This window comes from Ferrovibrio xuzhouensis, assembly GCF_042648965.1.
Classification (GTDB): Bacteria; Pseudomonadota; Alphaproteobacteria; order Ferrovibrionales; family Ferrovibrionaceae; genus Ferrovibrio; species Ferrovibrio xuzhouensis.
This window is the reverse complement of the sequence record NZ_JBHRYJ010000001.1, coordinates 1,365,535-1,386,398: the sequence shown is the minus strand read 5'-3', so window position 1 is coordinate 1,386,398 and position 20,864 is coordinate 1,365,535. Positions and strand designations below refer to the sequence as shown.

The window sequence follows — 20,864 nt, the reverse complement described above, 5'->3', positions numbered from 1 at the left end:
GCGATGCCGCCCGGACTTACCACCCAGAACTTACCACTCGGTGAGAACCGGCTCCATGCCGGCCTTGGTCAGCGCCTCGGCGCGCAGCTTCTGCCAGCCGGCCATGGCGGCCTTGTCGTCGGTATAAGACGCCTTGCCATGGGCTGCCCAGGCGGTGGCCAGCACCTGCTGGCGCTGCACCAGCGCAGCGTTGCTCTTGTCGTAGTCCGGCTTCCAGACGCCGATCTCCTTGAAGTACTTGATGGCGCCCTCATGCACCGGCACCACCCAGTCGAAGACCTGGCGCTTGATGTCCCAGCCGATATTGCCGGGCGCCGAATCCTTGTATTCGGCGAACAGCTCGACCATCGCCTTGGTCATCGCATAGACCTGCCCGGCGTCGATCTTCTCGTAGGTCATCAGCACCGGATAGGGATAGGTGGCGCCCTCGACCGGCTTGTCCTTCGACAGGCCGGCGCCCTCGGTGCCCATGAACGGCACGTAGAACGGCGCATGGGCCTTCAGGCGCTTCCAGCCCGCCGCATCGCCGTGCGGCACGGTCGGCCAGGCGATGCCGCGCGGCGAGGATTCGATCTGGAAAGCCTTGCCCGAGATGGTCGAGGTGAACGCCGCGTCGACCTGGTCGTTGATGATGCCGTCCATCGCCTGGCCGAAACCGCCGAACTCGACCCTGGTGACGTCCTTCCAGCCCAGGTTGGCGTAGGCGAGCAGGGCGGTGATGTTCTGGTTCAGTGAGGGCGCGCCGACCACCCAGGCGACCCGCTTGCCTTTCAGGTCGGCGATGGTCTTCACCCCGGCATTGCCGGCGGCGACCACGGTCAGCAGCGCATCGGAATTGTTCAGCAGCAGTGAGCGCACCGGCTGCGGACCCCAGTCCTTGCTGCCGAATTCATACATGCCTTCCTGCGCCATGTAGGTGCCGCCGACACCGTTGGCCGAGAAGGGCACCTTGCCCTCGCGCAGCGGCACGGTGCGCGAGACGTCGTTCTTGCCGGGCAGCACGCGCAGCGTGACGCCCATCTTGTTCTTCAGCGCATTGCCGATGGCAACCGCCTGGTTGTAGCCGCCCGAGCCGACGTCATAGGCGGTCCAGGTCAGCTGGTCGGGCAGTTTCTGTGCCAGGGCTGCGCCCGATGCCGTCAGCGCGGCGATGGCGGCGAGTGCCGTCAGGGTTACTCCTCGCATGTGTAATCCTCCTTGTTTTCTATTTGTTGGTCGTCATTGCCAGCACGTTGCGGCCGCCGAGTTTCAGCAGGCCGAAGGCACCGAGCGCCAGCACGATGCCGATCCCGGCCAGCGCGACATTGCTGACCGGAATGAGGTTGCCGCCGGGCACCGCCAGCGCGAAGCCGGCCACCAGCAGCATGAGACGGGCGAGCAGCCTGAGCGGGCTGCCGTCAAGGCGTCCGGCGCCGAGCAGATAGCCCTGCAGGGACGAGCCGATCAGGGCGACACCGAGCGCGGCGGAAACGATCACCGAGATCACTTCCACCGGCGAGCCCTTCAGGATCAATGCCGGGTTGAGCACGAAGAAGAACGGCACGATGTAGATCACGGCGCCGAGCCGCACCGCCTGAAAGCCGATCTTGAACGGCGAGGTGCGCGCGATCGACGATGCCGCGAAGGTTGCCAGCGCCACCGGCGGGGTGATGAAGGAGATCATGCCCCAGTACATGATGAACAGGTGCACGGCGAGCGGATCGAGGCCGGATTTCACCAGCGGCGGCGCCAGCACGATGGCAAGGAAGATGTAGCAGGCGGTCACCGTCATGCCCATGCCGAACACGAAACTGGTCAGCGCCCCCATCAGCAGCAGGATCAGCGTATTGTTGCCGGCCAGATAAATCAGGTCGTTGGCCAGCGTGCCGGCGAGGCCCGTCACCGAGAAGGCACCGATGATGAAGCCGACGCCGGCCAGAATCGCGACCAGTTCGGCCAGCGCCCGGCCGGTGGCGCAGATCAGGTCGACCAGCCGCTCGCGGTTGAGCCGGTGATTCGGCAGCAGCTGGTTGATCACCAGCAGCAGGGCGGTCGCGGCGAACGGCGCCACCGCCTCGCGCTGCTGCCAGACCATCAGGAAGACCAGGGTGACGAAGACGAGGATGTAGAGCCAGCCGCGTTTCAGCGTGTCACGCAGGTTCGGCAGTTCCTCGCGCGTCATGCCCCGCAGGCCAAGCCGCGCCGAATAGGCATCGATCTGCACCACCAGGCCGAAATAGAACAGCAGGGCGGGGATGGCGGCGGCCAGCGCGATCTCGCCGTAGGAAATGCCGAGAAAGCTCGCCATCACGAAGGCGGTCGAGCCCATCACCGGCGGCATCAGCACGGCGCCGGTCGAGGCCACGGCCTCGACCCCGCCGGCATAATCGGCGCGAAAGCCGGTGCGCTTCATGGCCGGGATAGTGACCACGCCGGACGAGATCACGTTGGAGATCACACTGCCCGAGATCGAGCCTTGCAGGGCCGACGAGACCACGCCGACCTGGGCGGCGCCGCCGCGCACCCGGCCGACCAGGGCGAAGGCGAGATCGTTGAAGAAGCGGCCGCCGCCGGTCTTGTTCAGCGCCACGCCGAACACGATGAAGCCGATGACGATCTCGCCAAAGGCCTGCATCGGGATGCCGAACGCGCTTTCCGACGAGACGATGTGATAGGCCAGCGTATCCGGCAGGGTCTGGCCGATGCCGCGAATCGGCCCGGGCATCACGTCGGCGACCACCGGGTAGAGCGAGATCGCCAGCACGATGACGAAGATCGCGGTGCCGCCGGTGCGCCGCAGGGCTTCGAGGATCAGCACCCAGAGTACGCCGCCGAGGATCTTGGCGGTCAGCGGCGCGGCGAATTCCCAGCCTTCGGCCAGGATCGAATCAGCCGCCCAGGCGAACCAGCCGATGCAGCCGAGCGTGAGCAGCGCCAGCAGGATGTCGAGCGGGTTGAGCCGACCGACCGCAGTCTTGTCCTTCGGCTGGCGCCACGGGTAGGCGAGGAAGACCAGCGGCAGCGTCGCGCCGGCCATCAGGAAGAGATAGCGGTTGTCGATCAGCGTGATGCCGAACAGATGCAGGTTGAACTGCTGGTTCAGCACCAAAGCGAGGGTCAGCAGGGTCAGCAGCGTGAAGATCGCCCGCACTGCCGGCGACATCGGGCGATGCACCAGCTCTTCGACCATCTCGTCGGCAGACGACATCGTTGCGGCGCCCGCCGCGGCGCCGGCCCCCTGTTGCATTCTGTTGCCTCCCGGACGTCCGATTGTCGGACGATTGCCGACAGCTTATGCGGCGCATGCCGCAGTAATCAACCATGCCGTGACGATGCAGGGAGGAAGAGGCGCATACGCAAACGGCCACCGCGATGCACCATGCGATGCTGCGGTGGCCGTCGGTATCGATGCGCGCACCCGGGCGAGGTGCGCGTGACGTAGCGTCGACGTTACTCGGCGCCGTGGACGTCGCGCAACTGCAGCGGCGCACGCCAGAACGGCTGGTTGCTCTCGAAGCTGGCCGCGCCGGGATCGATGCCGGCATCGCGCAACGTGCGGCTGTCGACGCGGGCGAGATCGCGGCGGCTGCGCGCGCGGGCCGACCAGGCGGCCAGCAAGCCGCGGGCAGCAGCCGGCAGCAGGCGCCACCACGGCAGCGACAGGCCGTCGAGCGCGGCGGCATCGGTCAGGCCGTCCAGCAGGTGCTGTTCGGCGCGGCCGGTGGCGACCGGGGTGCGGCGGCTGCCGGCTGAAAGCGAACGATCGTGCTTATTCTGGCTCTGGGGCGACTGGCGATGGGCAATGAACGTCATGGGAGGCCTCGTTTCTTGTGGGGGCTTAAATAGGCCGCATGCTGCGCTGCAGCAAGCCGGCAAAGGCGTCTTCGACGCGGCGGATTGCCGCGGGATCCTGCAGCAGGCGCCGGTAGAAATTCAGGCCGAGCACGATGGCCTGCATCTCGAAGGCGAACTGCTTCGGGTCGAGATCGGCGCGGAAATGGCCTTCCTGGATGGCGATCTGGGCACTGCGCGCCAGCATCGCCTGCCACTGCCGCTGCAGGTCGGCCAGCTGGTCGCGCACCGGGCCGGCCTTGTCGTCGATCTCGGCGGCCAGCGCCACGAACAGGCAGCCGCCGGGCAGGTCGGCATTATTCTGGGTCCAGTCGAGCCAGCGACGGAACAGCGCCTCGATGCGCGGCTGGCCGCGTGGTTCGCGCATCACCGGCGCCCAGATGGCATCCATGAAGCGCTTCGCCGTCTCGTCGAGTACCGCCTTTTCCAGCTCCTCCTTGGAGCCGAAATGGGCGAACAGGCCGGATTTCGACATGCCGAGCCGCTCGGCCAGCATGCCGATGGAAATGCCCTGGAAGCCCTCGACGCTGGCGGCGCGCATGGCTTCCGAGAGGATCGTGCTGCGGGTCTGCTGGCCTTTGCTCATGCCTGGAATATACGAACGGTCGTTCGCAAAGGCAAGCCGTGATCTTTTCGCACTCGCGAAAGTGTGATCGGGCGCACAGGTGCGAAACCGCAGGCAAAACACCGGGACCGGCGTATATCCCGTACTGCATCTGCGAAGGGAGATTCGTCCGTCATGCCGACCCGTCGCGCCCTGCTGCTCCAGGCAGCCATGTTTTCCGCCCTGTCCGCCCGCGGTTTTGCCCAGACCCGCGGCAATCACCGGCTGCCGCTGGAGCCGACCCCGGCCTGCGGCGCGGACCCCGCCGCCGCGACCCCGGCCAGCGCGGAAGGGCCCTATTATGCCCGGCGCTCGCCGCGGCGGACCGACCTGCGCGAGGCCGGCATCGCCGGCCCGGTGCTGCGGATCGGCGGCCTGGTGCTGACGCGCAGCTGCCGGCCGGTGGCCGGTGCGCTGGTCGACCTGTGGCAGGCCGATGCCGCGGGGCAGTACGACACCGCGGGGTTCCGCCTGCGCGGCCATACCTTCAGCGATCCGGACGGGCGCTGGCAGTTCGAGACCGTGCGGCCCGGCCTCTATCCCGGGCGTACCCGCCATCTGCATTTGAAAGTACAGATGCCGCATCAGGCGGTGCTGACCACCCAGCTGTATTTTCCCGGCGAGCCGCGCAACGGCAGCGACCGCATTTTCGACCGCCGCCTGCTGATGGCGGTCGGCGGCGACGAGGAGACAATGATTGCCCGGTATGATGTCGTGCTGGATGTGAGCTGAAGCGCTGCCGCCGCCGGCGTTTTTTGCTAGACTGGCACCATGATGGATTTCGCCACCCTGCTGACCTTTGCCGGCGCCGCTTTCGCGCTGGCGCTCACCCCCGGGCCCGACATGCTGCTGGTGATGACGCGCAGCGTGGCGCAGGGCCGCGTCGCCGGGCTGGTCACGCTCGGCGGGATTACCGCAGGCTGTTTCGGCCATGCGCTGATCGCCGGCTTCAGCTTAAGTGGCGTGCTGCTGGTAGCGCCGGTGATGTTCGAACTGATCCGCTGGGCCGGTGCGGCCTACCTGCTGTATCTCGGCATCCAGGCCCTGCGCGGGGCAGGCGGTTTCCGGCCGCCGCCGCCGGGCGCACCGCGACTGCCGCTGGCGAGGCTGTTCCGTCAGGGGCTGCTGACCAACCTGCTCAACCCGAAGGTGGCGCTGTTCTTTCTGGCGCTGTTTCCGCAGTTCATGCGGCCCGATCCGGATACTGCGGTCGCACAGGCGCTGCTGCTGGCCTGCGTGCTGTCGCTGGCCGGCCTGCTGGTCAATGGCGGCATCGCGCTGGTCGCCGGACGGCTCGGCGAATGGCTGGCGCGGCGGCCGGCCTTCGTGCGCTGGCAGAACCGCCTGCTCGGCTGTGTGTTTGCCGGGCTTGCCCTCCGCCTCGCCTTTGATGCGAGGCGGTAAAAGAGAAAGTTGCGCCTCGCATTGATGCGAGGCGGTAGGGCGCCTGCTTACATCCGTGCAGCCTTGACGCCGGAGACCTCGGCGGTGCCATCGAGGATGGCGCCCTTGATCATCTCGAAGCCATGTTCGAATTCGGCGATGCGCTCGCGCAGGCCCTTGAGTTCGTCGAGCGCCGGCTTGCCGATCGGCCGCTCGCTCTGGCCGTATTCGAGGATCAGACTGGCATAACGGCTGCGCATGCGGGCGAGCTGCTTGACCATGTTGTCGAGTTCGGCCGGTTCGATGCGGCCCAGCGCCCAGACCATCTGCGCCTGGGTGGTCTCGCGGTCCTTGGCGACCAGGCTCTGCACGAACTGGCGGGCATTGAGGATGGCGGCGGCCTCGACCGCGCTGCCGTCGCGCAGCGCCAGCCGCTCGCGGGCGGTCAGCCCCATGGCGGCACCGGCCTTCACGCTGTCGAATTTGCTGCCGGCAGCTTTCGCCGATGCGGCGGAGCCGTTGAGGGCGGCCTTGAGCTGCGGTTCGACTTTTTCTGCCTGGCGCAGGCTCAGCAGCGCAATACCCATGGGTCGGTTCCTTTCCGCCGGTTCACATCTGTCTGCGGAAGAAGGAGCAAGTGGCATGCCAGAGTTAATATGCCTGATTTCCGGGGAATTATTGGCATCCCGTCATGCCGGCGGGCATTTTCTGCCGGTCCAGCCCGGTCTCAGGGCTGCAGGCTGCCGGGTTCCGGCGGCGGCGCCGGCAGGCTGGCATCGCGGCCCTCGAACTGCAGGTCGAGCTGCCAGTCCTGCGGCCGGGCGCGATAGCTGGCCAGGGCCTCGTCGGGCAGGCGGAATTCGGCTTGGGCCGAACGGTAGCGCGGCGGGTCGGCGGCAAAGGGATTGCGCACCGGCAGGCCGATGCTGATGCCGGCGTCCAAACCGCTGCGCGATCCGCCGGAGCCGCCGATGCCGATATCGGGCCAGCGCCGGCCGCCCTGGTCGCCGCTGTCGCCACCCGCCGGTCCGGTGAAATGCACCGGCGTCCAGGCCCGGCCGTCGGGGCCGGTCAGGCCGATGCCCTGCAGGGTCTCGACCGCCAGCACGCGGATCACCAGCACGCGCGGCCGTGATGGTGTCCCGGACTGGGCGGCGGCATCATCGCTGCCGGCGCTGATCCAGGCGGCGGCGCGTGGCGGCGGGGGCGGTGCGTCGCTGCCGCAGCCGGCCAGCGGCAGCATGGCCAGCACGGCGAGAATCACCATATGGCGTGCGGCTTTACGCAGCGTCGCGCCTGTGTGCAGCGGGTGACGTAACGGCAACGGAATCTGCATGCTCATGACAGTACTATACCGTGCCGGCAGGTTGTCCGCATGGCCCGGCCGGCGTTATCGTGACGCCGGCAACACAGACAAGAAAACGAGGAAACCGGGATGGACAATCTGTTCGATCTGCAGGGCAAGGTGGCCGTGGTCACCGGCTCCAGCCGCGGCATCGGCCGCGCCATTGCGCTGCGCCTGGCGCAGCATGGCGCGAAACTGGTGATTTCCAGCCGCAAGGCCGAGGCCTGCGAGACGGTCGCCGAAGAAATCCGCGCCAATGGCGGCGAGGCGATCGTGCAGCCCTGCAACGTATCGGACAAGGCGCAGCTGCAGGCGCTGGCCGACGCGGCGATGAAGCAATGGGGCCGCATCGACATCCTGGTCTGCAACGCCGCGGTCAATCCCTTCTTCGGCCCGTCGAAGGACATTCCCGACGACGCCTTCGACAAGATCATGGACGTCAACATCAAGTCGAACCACTGGCTGTGCAACATGGTGGCGCCCGGCATGGCCGAACGCGGCGGCGGCGCCATCGTCATCATCTCGTCGGTCGGCGGCCTGTTCGGCTCCAGCACGCTCGGCGCCTACGGCATCTCCAAGGCGGCCGACATGCAGCTTGCCCGCAACCTCGCGGTCGAATGGGGGCCGCAGAACGTGCGCGCCAACTGCATCGCGCCGGGCCTGATCAAGACCGATTTCGCCCGCGCCCTGTGGGAGAACCCGGAGATCGCCAAGAAGGCGACCAAGGGCTATGCGCTGCGCCGGGTCGGCGAGCCCGACGAGATCGCCGGGGCGGCCGTCTTCCTCGGCAGCCGGGCCGGCAGCTTCATGACCGGCCAGACCATCGTGATCGACGGCGGCGGCATGGTGAATTTCCAGAGCGTCTGAAAAAAACACCGGGCGTATAAAGAAAAAACACCGGGAAACCCCCGGAATGCCGGGCCGGGGGGCGCATTTTTAACAAACTCGTCTATATACTGGACGCATGCGCCCCACCATCCAGACCCCCCGCGAGATCATCGACCGCAAGGCCCTGACCCTGCAGCTCGATGCGCTGGGCGGCGAAGGCCAGCACGGCAAGCCCGAGCAGCGCCAGCAGGCCCTGGTGCTGCTGAAGGCCGCGTTGCAGTCCGGTCACGCGGTGATCCGCAGGCGCTTCGAGGCCGGCACCCCGGCGCTGGCGACCCGGCAGTCGATCGCGTTTCTCACCGACCAGATCATCCGGCTGGTGTTCGATTTCACCGTCAACCGGGTCTACCGCCTGCCCAACCCGACGGCGGCCGAAAAGCTGTCGCTGATGGCGGTCGGCGGCTACGGCCGCGGCGAGATGGCGCCGTTTTCCGACGTCGACCTGCTGTTCCTGTTTCCCTACAAGCAGACGCCCTGGGGCGAGCAGGTCGCCGAATACATGCTCTACCTGCTGTGGGATCTCGGGCTGAAGGTCGGCCATGCCACCCGCTCGGTCGACGAATGCATCCGGCTGTCCCTGAGCGACGTTACCATCCGCACGGCGATCCTCGAGGCGCGCTGGATCTGGGGCGACCAGGATCTCGCCGGGCAGCTGATGACCCGCTTCCAGGCCGAGGTGGTGGCCAGGACCGGCGCCGATTTCATCGACAAGAAGCTGGCCGAGCGCGACGACCGCCATCGCCGCATGGGCGATTCCCGCTATGTGGTCGAGCCCAACATCAAGGAGGGCAAGGGCGGCCTGCGTGACCTGCACACCCTGATCTGGATCACCAAATACGTCTACGGCGTCGATGACACCGCCGAGCTGATCCAGCGTGGTCTGCTGCATGCCGACGAACATCGCCGTTTCGTGCAGGCGATGGAATTTCTGTGGACCGTGCGCATCCATCTGCATTATCTGGCCAACCGGCCGGAAGAGCGGCTGACCTTCGACATGCAGACCGAGATCGCCAAGGCGATGGGCTATGCCGACCGTCCCGGGCGGCTCGATGTCGAACGCTTCATGAAGAAATATTATCTGGTCGCCAAGGAAGTCGGCGACCTGACCCGCATCTTCGCGGCGGCGCTGGAAGAGCGCCACAAGAAGAAGAAACCGCTGGCGGCGATCCGCGCCCGCATGAAACGGCCGAAGACCATCGACGGCTTCGAGATCGAGGGCGGTCGCGTCAATGCGCGCAGCGAGGGTCTGTTCGAGAAGCAGCCGATCAAGATGCTGCGGCTGTTCCACCTGGCGCAGGAACAGGGGCTCGACATCCACCCGGAAGCCCTGCGCCTGGTGCGCCGCCATCTCAAGCTGATCGGCGCCCAGATGCGCAACGATCCGGAGGCCAACCGGCTGTTCCTCGAGATGCTGTGCTCGAAGAACGACCCGGAGACGACGCTGCGGCGGCTCAACGAGGCCGGCGTGTTCGGCCGCTTCGTGCCGGATTTCGGCCGCGTCGTCGCCCAGACCCAGCATGACATGTACCATACCTATACGGTGGACGAGCACACCATCCGCGCCATCGGCATTCTTTCTCGCATCGAAAGCGGCGCGCTGAAGGAAGACCATCCGCTGTCGGTCAATGTCATCAAGGAAGTGCTGTCGCGCCGCGTGCTCTATGTCGCGCTGCTGCTGCATGACATCGCCAAGGGCCGCGGCGGCGACCATTCGGTGCTGGGCGAGACGGTGGCGGAAAAGCTCGGGCCGCGCTTCGGGTTGACCGCCGCCGAGACCGAGACGGCGGCCTGGCTGGTGCGCTGGCACCTGCTGATGTCGGCGACCGCCTTCAAGCGCGACATCGCCGACCCGAAGACGGTGGTCGACTTCGCGCAAGCCGTGCAGAGCCCGGAACGCCTGCGCCTGCTGCTCTGCCTGACCGTCTCCGACATCCGCGCCGTCGGCCCAACCATCTGGAACGGCTGGAAGGGTCAGTTGCTGCGCGAGCTGTATTACCGCGCCGAGGAGTTCCTGTCCGGCGGCTTCACCGGCCGGGCGCGCAGCCAGCGCATCGACGACACCAAGGCAGAGGTGCGCAAGCTGCTGGCCGACTGGAGCAAGGCCGAGACCGATCGCCTGCTCAAGCGGCATTACGAGAACTACTGGTATTCCAACGACCCCGAAACCATCGCGCGCCACGCCCGCATGATGAAGGCGGCCGATGCGGCGAAGCGGCCGCTGACCCTGGAAACCCAGACCGACAGCTTCCGTGCCGTCACCGAGGTGGCGCTCTATGCCCCCGACCATCCGGGCCTGTTCGCCCGCGTCGCCGGGGCGCTGGCCTCCTGTGGCGCCAATATCGTCGACGCCAAGATCTTCACCACCAAGGACGGCATGGCGCTCGACATGTTCTTCATCCAGGACATGGAAGGCGGCGCCTTCGACCGCGCCGACCGGCTGAAGAAACTGAGCGGCACCATCGAAGGCGCGCTGTCCGGCGACCTCAAGCTGCGCTCGGCCATCGCCGCCGAGAAACCCGGCCTGCCGAGCCGCACCCGCGTGTTCAAGGTGGCGCCGCAGGTGCTGATCGACAACAACGCCTCGAACCGCTGGACGGTGATCGAGGTCAATGGCCGCGACCGGCCGGGCTTTCTCTACGATGTCACCAAGACGCTCTACGGCCTCAACCTCAGCATCGGTTCGGCGCATATCGCCACCTACGGCGAGCGCGCGGTCGACACCTTCTATCTGCAGGACCTGACCGGCATGAAGCTGACCGACAAGCGCCGGCTGGCCCAGATCGAGCGCGCCGTGCTGAAACGCCTGCGCCCGGAGGACAAGCCGGCGAGTGCCAAGGCCGCGGCCGCCGCCAAGGCGGCGTGACCGCCCGGCCCGACTGATCCCCGCAGATGTCGCTGTTTCGCTCCATCGCCACGGTTGGCGGCCTCACCATGGTGAGCCGGCTGGCCGGTTTCGTCCGCGACCTTCTCATTGCCCGCTATCTCGGCGCCGGTCCGGTCGCCGATGCCTTCTTCGTGGCGCTGCGCCTGCCGAATTTCTTCCGCTCGCTGTTCGCCGAAGGCGCGTTCACCGCCGGCTTCCTGCCGCTGTTCAGCGGCACCGAAGCGACCGAAGGCCGGGCGGCGGCGAAAAGCTTCGCCGAATCCGCGCTGGCCATCCTGCTGCCCAGCCTGCTGGTCTTCGTGATCGCCGCGCAGATCGCCATGCCGCTGGTGATCCACCTCTTGGCGCCGGGCTTCGCCGGCGATGCGCAGCGCTTCGGCCTCGCGGTGCTGCTGACCATCATCACCTTTCCCTACCTGCTGTTCATCTCGCTGGCCGCGCTCTATGGCGCCATGCTGAACAGTGTCGGCCGGTTCGCTGCCATGGCCGGCACCCCGGTGCTGCTCAACCTGACCATGATCGCGGCCCTGCTCGGCTTCCACCTGCTGCATGGCGGCGATATTTCCGGCCTGCCGGAGACCGGCCACCTGCTCGCCTGGGCCTTGTTCGCCGGCGGCATCGTGCAGTTCCTCTGGCTCGCCTTCGAGGCGCGCCGCGCGGGGCTCAGTCTCAGTCTGCGCCGGCCGGCGCTGTCTGCGAAAGTGAAGCGGCTGTTCGCGCTGGTGCTGCCGGCGGCGATCGGCGCCGGGGTCACCCAGATCAACCTGATCGTCGGGCTGATGCTGGCCTCGCTGCTGCCGGCGGGCGCGGTCTCGTATCTGTTCTATGCCGACCGCATCAACCAGCTCACCGTCGGCGTGGTCGGCGTCGCCATCGCCACGGCTTTGCTGCCGGCGATCTCGGCGCAGCTGGCCCGCGGCGAGACCAGGGCCGCGCAGGCCAACCAGAACCGCGCCATCGAATTCGGCCTGCTGCTGTCGCTGCCGGCCGCTGCGGCGCTGATCGCCGTGCCGGGGCCGATCATCGGCATTCTGTTCCAGCGCGGCGCCTTCGATGCCGCCACCGCGCAGGCCACCGCCGCCGCGCTGCTCGCCTATTCGGTCGGCCTGCCGGGCTATGTGCTGTCGCGCACGCTCACCCCCGGCTTCCATGCCCGCCAGGATACCCGCACGCCGGTGAAGATCGCCGTGGTCGCTATCGGCGTGAACCTGGCCTGCAGCCTGGCGCTGATGCCATGGCTCGCCCATGTCGGGCTGGCGCTCGCCACGGCGCTGGCGGCCACCGTCAACACGCTGCTGCTGGGTCTCGTGCTGCGTCGGCGCGGCCACTGGCAGGCCGATGCCCGGCTGGTCTCGCGCGCCTGGCGGATTCTCGCCGCCTCGCTGGTAATGGCGGCCGGGCTGGTCGCGCTCGACCGCCTGCTGCTGCCGGGCTGGTATGCCGGCCCGGCGGGCTTGCGCTTTGCCGCGCTGGCGGTGCTGGTCGGCGGCGGCGTCCTGCTGTTCGCCGCCGCCGCGCTCGCCTTCGGCGCGACCCGGCCGGCGGAATGGCGCTCGATGACACGGCGCCGTCCTGCGGCTTGACGGACCCTGTCACGGGGCGCGATAACCGCGCGCTCACAGCCCGGCGCCCTGCCGGGTCTCCCGCAACCGGGGTCTTCCACCGCCCCATCCCAAGGGACTTTCCATGGCCTTCCAACGGCGCATCTTCTCGGGCATCCAGCCCACCGGCAATCTCCATCTCGGCAATTATCTCGGCGCGGTGCGCAACTGGGTCGCGCTGCAGAACGAGTTCGAGTGCATCTTCTGCATGGTCGACATGCATGCGATCACGGCGAGCCTGCTCGACCCCGATGACCTGCGCCGATCGACCCGCGAACTCGCCGCGGCGATGATCGCGTCGGGCATCGACCCGCGGAAGAACATCCTGTTCAACCAGTCGCAGAACCCGGACCATGCCACCCTAGCCTGGATCTTCAACTGCATCGCCCGCATGGGCTGGATGAACCGCATGACGCAGTTCAAGGAGAAGGCCGGCAAGGACCGCGAGAATGTCTCGCTCGGCCTGTTTGCCTACCCGGCTCTCATGGCTGCGGATATTCTCGTCTACAAGGCCACCCATGTGCCGGTCGGCGAGGACCAGAAGCAGCATCTCGAACTCGCCCGCGACATCGCGCAGAAGTTCAACTTCGACTACCAGAAGGAATTCTTCCCGCTGACCGAGCCGCTGATCTACGGTCCGGCCACCCGCGTGATGAGCCTGCGCGACGGCGCCAAGAAGATGTCGAAATCGGACCCTTCCGACCAGTCGCGCATCAACCTGACCGACACGGCGGACATGATCGCCGACAAGATCAAGCGCGCCAAGACCGACCCCAATCCGCTGCCCGACACGGTGGAGGGCCTGGAAGGCCGGCCGGAAGCCGAGAACCTGATGGGTATCTACGCCGCGCTCGGCGGCATGACGATCGAACAGGCGGTCGCCGACTGTGCCGGCAAGGGCTTTGCCGAGTTCAAGAAGCTGCTGACCGAGGTCGCCGTCACCGTGCTCGGGCCGATCACCGCCGAGATGCGGCGGCTGACCGACGACACGACCTATGTCGACGGCATCCTGCGCGACGGCGGCGAACGGGCCCGCGCGCTGTCGGCGCCGATCATCGCCGAAGTCTACGACACGGTGGGATTCTTGCGGCCGTAACGCCGTAATGTCGCGGAAATCCGCGGCATGCCTTGAAACGACCCGGGGGCGGGCCCACATTCGTGGGGTCCGCCCTTTCTCTTTCCCCGTATGGACACCCGGCCACCATGACCGATCCCGACAGCTCTCCCGGATTTCTCGCGCGCCTGCGCGGCCGCTGGCCGTTGTTCGCCGCCATCGCGGCGGTGCTGGTCTTCGGGCTGTATTACCCGGTCGGCATGCTGCTGGCCCACAAGATCGACGACAATCTCGACTATCAGATTCCGGCAACCGAGGGCGCGCAGAGCGGCAGCCGCGCGGTGGCGATGGCCGCCGCGCTGATCGACCGCGAGGTCAACCACACCGGCTGGGTCGCCAACGATCCCTTTTTCATGCCGGGCTCGATGCTCGACAACATGCCGAACTACCAGCTCGGCATGATCCATGCGCTTGGCCGCTTCGCCTTCCAGATGGTCGACCAGATCGGCCGCACGCGCGGCTCCAGCCAGACCGACACCGACCTGCAGGAAGCCGCCGGCCTGCTGCAATATTCCGGCACCAAGTGGACCTTCGATTTTTCCACCTCGCTGCTGCCGACCGCGAAATCGGAAGACCAGTATCGCAAGGCGCGCCGCGCGCTGCTCAACTACAACAGCCGGCTGGCGCAGGACAAGGCGATCTTCGAGCGCCGCGGCGACAACCTGCAGGCCACGCTGGAGCGCATCGCGCTCGATATCGGGTCTTCCTCGGCGGCGCTGGACAGCCGCATCCGCGAAGGCAGCCATCTGTGGATCGACTGGCAGAGCGACGACGTCTTCTACAGCGTCAAGGGGCAGATGTATGCCTATGACCTGCTGCTGCGTGAACTGCGGCAGGATTTTTCCAATGTGATTCGCGACCGCGAGCTCGGCGGCGCCTGGGACCAGATGATGTCGTCGTTTGCCGGCGCCGCCGCACTGCATCCGCTGGTCGTCTCGAATGCCGCCACCGATGCGGTGATCCTGCCCAACCACCTCGCCTCGATGGGCTTCTATGTCGAGCGCGCCCGCACCCAGATCTACGAGATCGTCAACATCCTGCAGAAATGACCGGCTGCAGAAGTGACCGGGGCCGGATTGCCGGTTTTACGGAATGGAATGAACGGGATGGCCGGAACCGGAGCAACCGTGACAATGCATGCAAAGAGAAGCATTGCCTGCCCCCGGGCGTTGATGGCAACCTGATCCCATGAGCGACACGGCGACCGCCGCAAAAACCGAAGCCAAACGGCGCAGCAAATTCCTTGTGGTGGTCGACGACACCCAGGAGTCGCGCGTCGCCCTGCGCTATGCCACGCGTCGGGCGCGCAACATCCGCTGCGGCGTGGTGCTGCTGCGCGTGGTCGAGCCGGTGGATTTCCAGCAATGGGCCGGTGTCGCCGAGATCATGCGCTCGGAGGCCCATGAAGCGGCGGAAGGCCTGCTGCAGACGCTGGCCGAACAGGTCAACAAGGAATCCGGCCTGATGCCGGAGCTGGTGATCCGCGAGGGCATGGTGCGCGAGGAGGTGCTGGCGCTGATCGATGCCGATCCGGATATCCGCATGCTGGTGCTGGCCGCCGCACCGGGCGGGCAGGGGCCGGGACCGCTGGTCACCGCGCTGGCCGGGCAGATGGCCGGCGACCTCAGCTTCCCGATCACCGTGGTGCCGGGCAGCCTGACCGACGAGCAGATCGACCGCCTGACCTAAGCCGGCGGGTTCAGGTCGAGGATGGCTTCCTGTTCCGGCACGATGGTGACCGGATCATGGATGTGGTCGATCGGTTTGCCGTCGTGATCGGGCAGCAGGTCATACAGAGCGAAGCCGAGCACGCCGTCGATGCATTGGCGGTCGCTGGCCAGTGGCAGCAGCAGGCGGCGGAAACGGATCACCGGCCGGCCGCGCTGTTCCCAGCGCTGGATGGCATACTCACCCCGGCCGCCGATCACGGCGTGATAGGCGGCCATGTTGCGTTCAAGAATATCGCCCTGGAACAGCTCGTCGAAATAGCGGCCGCTCAACTCGAAGTGCAGTGTGTTGCGAATGGTGGCGCCGGCCAGCACGTAACGGAAGCGCCGGCCGCCGTCGACGGCTTCCACTACATACAGATTGGGCAACAGCAGGCGCAGCTCGTCAGAATCGATATCGGCGCGCGTCGGCCAGTCGTGGTTGCAACGCCAGTGCTGCCAGCAGGACAGCGCGTGACTGAGCCTGGCGTCGGTAACGGTCTGTGGCGTCTGCTCCGACATGACTGCCACTGTCGCGCCGCGCCGGGCGGCGGACAAGCGCCATCTGCAAAAACGGACTGACGGTGCGTATGCAGGCTACTTTCCGGAGGGGCTGACCTGACCGATCGTCCCGCAGAAATCGGCGACGCTGCTGACCCAGCCGAAAAACGTCTCGATGTTGTACAGCGCCGCCTGCTGGATGTAGTCGGGTCCGGCCTGATGGGTGGCATCGGCCAGCACCACGCCGAAATACTCCAGATGGAAGGCGTCGCGCAGCGAGGATTCGACGCAGACGTTGGTGGCGATGCCGGTAAACACCAGCGTGCGGATGCCGCGCGCCCGCAGGAAGCTGTCGATGCCGGTGTTGAAAAAGCCGCTGTAGCGGCTCTTGGCGATCACCATGTCGCCGGGCTGCGGCGCCAGCGCATCGACCAGCGCATAATCCCAGCCGCCCTTGGCGAGCAGTTTGCCCTGCAGGTCGGGCTGCCGGCGCATGGTCTTCAGCGCATTCGACTTGTGCCAGTTGGGCGAGCCGGGCCCGCCGGCTTCAGCGTAGCCGGCATCCCAGCCGTTCTGGAAATAGATCACCGGAATGCCGGCGGCGCGCGCGGCGGCGGCGGCCCTGGCGATCTGCCCGGTTGCCGCCGCGGCGCCACTGATGTCAAAACCGGCAAGATCGAGGTAGCCGCCGGGCGAAGCATAGGCATTCTGCATGTCGACGATTACCAGCGCCGTTTCCGCCGGCTTCAGCCGCAGCGGCTCCGGCCGGGCCGGCAGGGTGACCAGGCGGCCATCGGCGTGCTCGGGCGCATAGCCGGCGGGCATAGGGTTGGTGCTGGAGGCATCGGTCATGGCGGACTCCGTGTCTTGGGCTCCGTCAATCCAAGCAGGATGCGTGCCAGCGCCTATCTGTCTGGTCCTGTCCGGGCGGCGCCTAGTCGTAGCCCGCGAGGATGCGCTGCGGCAGGCCGAACAGCTCCTGCGGTTCCTGCACGCCGCGCAGGCCGTGAAAGCCGAGCGATTCGATCGGATGGTCGGTCACTTCGGCGGCGAAGGCGGCCGAGGTCAGCAGCGGCCGGTTCAGCACCTTGGTCATCGCCTCGACGCGCGCCACCTCGTTGACGGCACGGCCGATCACGGTGAAGTCCAGCCGGTCCTTGGCGCCGATGTTGCCGAACACCACGCGGCCGACATGCAGGGCGAGGCCGATGCGCAGCGCCGCCTCGCCGCCGATGGCACGGCCCTGGTTCAGTTCGTGCAGTTCGGTGAAGGCCTGGCGGGCGGCCTCCATCGCCCGGTGGCAGGCCTCGGCGCGGCCGCCACCGTCCGGATCGACCCGGAAGATCGCCAGCAGGCCGTCGCCGATGAATTTCAGCACCTCGCCGCCATGGGCCTGCACCGGGCCGGCCATGGCGTCGAAATAGTCGTCCAGCGTGGCGACCACCTGCTGCGGGGCATGGCGGTCGGAATAGGCGGTGAAGCCGCGCAGGTCCGACAGCCAGATGGCGGCCTCGGCCTCGTAGCCGCGGCCGCGCATGAAATCGCCCTTCAGCACCCGCTTGGCCGGGCCGCGGCCCAGATAGGTGGTCAGCAGGTCCTTGGTCATGCGCCGGCCGGCCTCGAGTTCGAGGCGCAGCGCGATCAGCGGCATCAGCTCCATCAGGTAGCTCAGTTCCTCGGCCCGGAAGCCGCCGGCCCGGTCGGCCACGAAGCTCATGAAGGAAATGTTGGAGCGGCCGTCATGGCTCATGCCCGGGCCCTGGGTGAATCGCATGGGCAGGGCGATATAGTCGGTGGCGCCGATGGCTTTCAGATCCTCCAGCACGCCGAAATCGAGCGGCGCGTCGGGAATATCGAGCCGGCGGCGCACCGCCGCGGCGCCCTGGTGGATCACATGCACCGGGCTGTTGAGGTATTCGGGCGACTGGCGCACGTCATGGCCGCGCACGATGACGGAAACCCCCTGGCCGCGGGTCCAGGTGAAGCCGCGGGTGAAGGTCTGGGGGTGCATCGAGGGCAGGCCGGTGCTGACCCGCAGCAGCGGGATACCCTCGTCGAGCAGATGGCGGCAGAATCCCTCGATCAGGTCGGCCATCGGCATGACTTCGCCGTTGTGATCGAGCAGCCAGCGGGCCGCCGGGGTCAGCCGGAGGCGCGAATCGGGCCAGCTGGGCAGCCGTTCCACCGCTGCCGGGTCCCCGCTCACCCCAGGCCTGCCCTGGGGATAACCCTCGATTTTATCCACATTGGTTAAAAATCTTTCCAGTTGCTGGGTAAATCACGCAGCTTTGTTACCTTGCCCACGATTCGCCACAGTCTTCGTCCTTGATATTTGTAGACCCGGTGACCAATTTCCAGTGGCCTTGAACGGACCCATCATGTTTATCCAGACCGAAACCACGCCGAACCCGGCGACCCTGAAGTTCCTGCCCGGCCGCGACGTGCTGCCGGAGGCCAGTGTCAACTTCATTGCCGCCGCGGATGCCGAGGCCTCGCCGCTGGCCAGCCGCCTGTTTACGGTGCCTGGCGTCGAGGGGGTATTCCTGGGCGCGGATTTCGTCACCGTCACCAAGGCTGGCACCCGCGACTGGACCGAGCTGAAGCCGGCCCTGCTGGGTGCCATCATGGAGCATTTCATGACCGGGCTGCCGGTCATGACCAGTTCGCCGGCCGCCGTCGATGGCGCCGACGAGCAGTATGATCCCGCTGACCGCGAGCTTGTACTGCAGATTAAGGAACTGATTGATACGCGGGTGCGTCCCGCTGTGGCCCAGGATGGGGGCGACATCGTCTTTCGCGGTTTCGACCGCGGTGTCGTCCTCCTGCATATGCAGGGCTCCTGTGCCGGTTGCCCGAGTTCGACGGCAACTTTGCGCTACGGCATCGAGAACATGCTGAAGCATTACGTCCCGGAAGTGACTGAAGTCCGGGCTGTGTAGTCATAGCCGGCCGGCTCGGGGCAGAGCCGTACGGTCCACGCGTTTCCTGGTGGGGGATCGCACAAGGGCGGCGCCCGGTGTGCCCGACGATGTCATGTCGGCTGCACCGATTGTTACGGCGTCGAGAACTGTGGAGGTTAGCCCATGGCGCCAAATCGCGATCGGCATCTGCTTGCCATCGGATCTGACGTAAGATTGATGTTGGCCGGCTTTGGCCTGTTACTGGCCGTCGGCCTGGTTTCCGGAGTGGGGGTGGGTGTGCTGTCGAGCCGGCAGCTGGCCCGTGTTCCCGAGGTGGATGTACAGCAGGCATCGCTGGGTGACGGCGTGCAGGAGGCCTTCGACCGCCTGCGCCAGATCGCCCAGCTTGACTGGCGTGCGGCCATGGAGCCGCGCCCGGCCGGCAGCAGCAGCAATACTGCCGTGGCCGACGCCGCTGCCGCGGTGCGCGCCGCCATGCCTGCCGTCTCGGCCGAGGATGCCGCCCGCCGGGTTGCCGAAGGGCGCCAGCTGTCGCCGCACCGCACCGCCGTGCGCACCGAGGCCAACCGGACCGTCGATGCGACCCTGACCCGCTTCGAGCAGCAGGGCTTCGACCTGACCGATTACCGCAGCTCCGGCGGCCAGCTTGAAGTGCCGCGCATCTTCCTGGCCAAGCTGCCGGTCGACATGGCCGATGTCAGCATCACCGACAAGCGCAAGCGCGCCTTCATCAAGGTGATGCTGCCGCATATCCTGCGCGAGAACGAGCGCATCATGGCCGACCGCGAGCGGCTGGAGAAGCTCGCCGACCGCATGAAGCTCGGCGACAGCCTGAGCGGCCGCGACCAGCGCTGGCTCGACCAGCTGGCCGACCGCTATGGCCTCGACAGCGTCGATGCCAACGAGCTGCTCGAGCGTGTCGATGTGGTGCCGCCGGGCCTCGCCCTGGCGCAGTCGATCGAGGAATCGGGCTGGGGCACCTCGCGTTTCGCCCAGTCGGGCAATGCCGTCTTCGGCATGTGGACCTGGAGCGCTGGCAGCGGCCTGGTGCCGGAGGATCGCCCGGACGGCGAGACCTACGAGGTGCAGCGCTTCCGCAGCCTGGAGAATTCGGTCGCCGCCTACATGCGCAACCTGAACACCAAGACGAGCTACCGCGAGTTCCGCGACCGCCGTGCCGCCCTGCGCGACCAGGGTTCGCCGCTCGACAGCTATCAGCTGGCGGGGCAGTTGCAGCGCTATTCGGTGCGCGGGCCGGATTACATCCGCACCATCCGCTCGATCATGCGCTCGAACGCCCTGGACACCTTCGACGAGGCGAAGCTGGCGGACGAGCCCTCGCCGATCCTGGGCTTCGACCTGTTCGGCAAGTCCTGACGGTTTTGTCATCGTGACGGCAAACGGCCCGGTTATCCGGGCCGTTTTGCTGTTTGCTGCCCCGCCCGGACCTGCCGGCCGCGGCGACCTGACGCCGGTCGCCGTCTTGCAGGGGCGTTAACCCGACCAATATACTGTGACACCGGATTCGGCGGCGGCGCAGGGGCGCCGGCCGCTGTCATGCCCTGAGGATTGCATCATGATCACCCGTCTGCCTGCCCGCCTGTTGGTCATTCCCGCTCTCGCCGCTGCGCTCGGCCTTGCCGCCTGTCAGAACGGCCAGCAGCCCGACAAGCAGGATTTCGGCACCGTGCTCGGTGGTATCGGCGGCGCCGTGCTGGGCGCCCAGTTCGGCAAGGGCACGGGCCAGCTGGTCGGCGTTGCCGCCGGCGCCCTGGCCGGTGCCTATCTCGGCAACCAGATCGGCGCTTCGCTCGACAAGGCCGACAAGGCGGCGATGGAGCAGGCCAGCCACAAGGCGACCACGGCGCCGGTGGGCCAGAGCATCTCGTGGCGCAATCCCGATACCGGCCATTCCGGCACCGTGACGCCGGTCAAGGAAGGGACCGCCAGCAACGGCGACTACTGCCGCGAGTTCCAGCAGACCGTCACCATCGGCGACAAGACCGAAAAGGCCTATGGCACCGCCTGCCGCCAGCCCGACGGCAGCTGGAAGATCGTCAACAGTTGAGGTCCGGCTTCCCCGCGA

20 protein-coding genes are annotated in these 20,864 nt (G+C 67.1%); 11 read left to right on the top strand and 9 right to left on the bottom strand.

Annotation, left to right across the window (positions count from 1 at the left end; all coding sequences use genetic code 11):
• Positions 1-30: 30 nt before the first annotated feature.
• The 4 genes from ACFOOQ_RS06895 to ACFOOQ_RS06880 all read right to left on the bottom strand — a co-directional run bounded on the left by ACFOOQ_RS06895 (position 31) and on the right by ACFOOQ_RS06880 (position 4,417).
• Positions 31-1,185, bottom strand: a complete 1,155-nt coding sequence (locus ACFOOQ_RS06895; protein WP_379723499.1) for a TAXI family TRAP transporter solute-binding subunit — start codon at positions 1,183-1,185, stop codon at positions 31-33.
• A 19-nt stretch (positions 1,186-1,204) separates the two neighbouring features.
• Entirely contained in the window at positions 1,205-3,226 is a 2,022-nt protein-coding gene (locus ACFOOQ_RS06890; RefSeq protein ID WP_379723496.1) for a TRAP transporter permease, read from the bottom strand.
• 203 nt (positions 3,227-3,429) lie between these two features.
• Positions 3,430-3,792 (bottom strand): DUF1127 domain-containing protein, encoded by a 363-nt coding sequence (locus ACFOOQ_RS06885; RefSeq protein ID WP_379723492.1) that lies wholly within the window; start codon positions 3,790-3,792, stop codon positions 3,430-3,432.
• 25 nt (positions 3,793-3,817) lie between these two features.
• Positions 3,818-4,417, bottom strand: coding sequence for a TetR/AcrR family transcriptional regulator (locus tag ACFOOQ_RS06880; protein WP_379723489.1), 600 nt, complete (start codon positions 4,415-4,417; stop codon positions 3,818-3,820).
• A 153-nt stretch (positions 4,418-4,570) separates the two neighbouring features.
• Here ACFOOQ_RS06880 and ACFOOQ_RS06875 point away from each other — a divergent pair, with 153 nt between their 5' ends.
• Positions 4,571-5,167, top strand: a complete 597-nt coding sequence (locus ACFOOQ_RS06875) for a dioxygenase family protein (protein WP_379723486.1) — start codon at positions 4,571-4,573, stop codon at positions 5,165-5,167.
• A 39-nt stretch (positions 5,168-5,206) separates the two neighbouring features.
• Complete coding sequence (locus ACFOOQ_RS06870) at positions 5,207-5,839, top strand: LysE family translocator (protein WP_379723483.1); 633 nt, start codon at positions 5,207-5,209, stop codon at positions 5,837-5,839.
• Between the two features lie 47 nt (positions 5,840-5,886).
• Here the strand turns inward: ACFOOQ_RS06870 and ACFOOQ_RS06865 are convergent, their stop codons facing one another.
• Together ACFOOQ_RS06865 and ACFOOQ_RS06860 are read right to left on the bottom strand one after the other, a co-directional pair.
• Complete coding sequence (locus ACFOOQ_RS06865; protein ID WP_379723480.1) at positions 5,887-6,405, bottom strand: hypothetical protein; 519 nt, start codon at positions 6,403-6,405, stop codon at positions 5,887-5,889.
• 140 nt (positions 6,406-6,545) lie between these two features.
• On the bottom strand, positions 6,546-7,160 hold the full coding sequence (locus ACFOOQ_RS06860) for a hypothetical protein (protein WP_379723477.1): 615 nt from the start codon (positions 7,158-7,160) through the stop codon (positions 6,546-6,548).
• 93 nt (positions 7,161-7,253) lie between these two features.
• Here ACFOOQ_RS06860 and ACFOOQ_RS06855 point away from each other — a divergent pair, with 93 nt between their 5' ends.
• From ACFOOQ_RS06855 to ACFOOQ_RS06830, 6 genes are all read left to right on the top strand, one after another.
• Complete coding sequence (locus tag ACFOOQ_RS06855) at positions 7,254-8,030, top strand: SDR family NAD(P)-dependent oxidoreductase (RefSeq protein WP_379723474.1); 777 nt, start codon at positions 7,254-7,256, stop codon at positions 8,028-8,030.
• A 97-nt stretch (positions 8,031-8,127) separates the two neighbouring features.
• Positions 8,128-10,914, top strand: coding sequence for a [protein-PII] uridylyltransferase (locus ACFOOQ_RS06850; RefSeq protein WP_379723471.1), 2,787 nt, complete (start codon positions 8,128-8,130; stop codon positions 10,912-10,914).
• A gap of 26 nt (positions 10,915-10,940) precedes the next feature.
• A complete protein-coding gene (gene murJ, locus ACFOOQ_RS06845; RefSeq protein WP_379723468.1) occupies positions 10,941-12,518 on the top strand; it encodes a murein biosynthesis integral membrane protein MurJ in 1,578 nt (525 codons plus the stop codon).
• Positions 12,519-12,621: 103 nt separating this feature from the next.
• Positions 12,622-13,632, top strand: a complete 1,011-nt coding sequence (trpS, locus tag ACFOOQ_RS06840; RefSeq protein WP_379723465.1) for a tryptophan--tRNA ligase — start codon at positions 12,622-12,624, stop codon at positions 13,630-13,632.
• A 107-nt stretch (positions 13,633-13,739) separates the two neighbouring features.
• The gene (locus ACFOOQ_RS06835) at positions 13,740-14,699 is read left to right on the top strand and encodes a DUF2333 family protein (RefSeq protein ID WP_379723462.1); all 960 of its coding nucleotides are present in this window, start codon (positions 13,740-13,742) and stop codon (positions 14,697-14,699) included.
• A gap of 139 nt (positions 14,700-14,838) precedes the next feature.
• Entirely contained in the window at positions 14,839-15,339 is a 501-nt protein-coding gene (locus tag ACFOOQ_RS06830) for a universal stress protein (RefSeq protein ID WP_379723459.1), read from the top strand.
• On the opposite strand, the gene ACFOOQ_RS06825 is transcribed toward ACFOOQ_RS06830, so the two are convergent.
• The 3 genes from ACFOOQ_RS06825 to ACFOOQ_RS06815 form a co-directional block, all read right to left on the bottom strand.
• A complete protein-coding gene (locus ACFOOQ_RS06825; RefSeq protein WP_379723456.1) occupies positions 15,336-15,878 on the bottom strand; it encodes a PAS domain-containing protein in 543 nt (180 codons plus the stop codon). The two genes, ACFOOQ_RS06830 and ACFOOQ_RS06825, sit on opposite strands and share 4 nt — an antisense overlap.
• A gap of 75 nt (positions 15,879-15,953) precedes the next feature.
• Positions 15,954-16,709 (bottom strand): pyrimidine utilization protein B, encoded by a 756-nt coding sequence (gene rutB / locus ACFOOQ_RS06820; protein ID WP_379723453.1) that lies wholly within the window; start codon positions 16,707-16,709, stop codon positions 15,954-15,956.
• Between the two features lie 82 nt (positions 16,710-16,791).
• On the bottom strand, positions 16,792-18,063 hold the full coding sequence (locus ACFOOQ_RS06815; protein ID WP_379723450.1) for an adenylate/guanylate cyclase domain-containing protein: 1,272 nt from the start codon (positions 18,061-18,063) through the stop codon (positions 16,792-16,794).
• 172 nt (positions 18,064-18,235) lie between these two features.
• Between ACFOOQ_RS06815 and ACFOOQ_RS06810 the strand changes: the two genes are divergently transcribed.
• From ACFOOQ_RS06810 to ACFOOQ_RS06800, 3 genes are all read left to right on the top strand, one after another.
• Positions 18,236-18,796, top strand: coding sequence for a NifU family protein (locus tag ACFOOQ_RS06810; RefSeq protein ID WP_379723447.1), 561 nt, complete (start codon positions 18,236-18,238; stop codon positions 18,794-18,796).
• 198 nt (positions 18,797-18,994) lie between these two features.
• Complete coding sequence (locus ACFOOQ_RS06805) at positions 18,995-20,155, top strand: glucosaminidase domain-containing protein (protein ID WP_379723444.1); 1,161 nt, start codon at positions 18,995-18,997, stop codon at positions 20,153-20,155.
• 199 nt (positions 20,156-20,354) lie between these two features.
• On the top strand, positions 20,355-20,846 hold the full coding sequence (locus tag ACFOOQ_RS06800) for an RT0821/Lpp0805 family surface protein (protein WP_379723442.1): 492 nt from the start codon (positions 20,355-20,357) through the stop codon (positions 20,844-20,846).
• Positions 20,847-20,864: the final 18 nt, after the last annotated feature.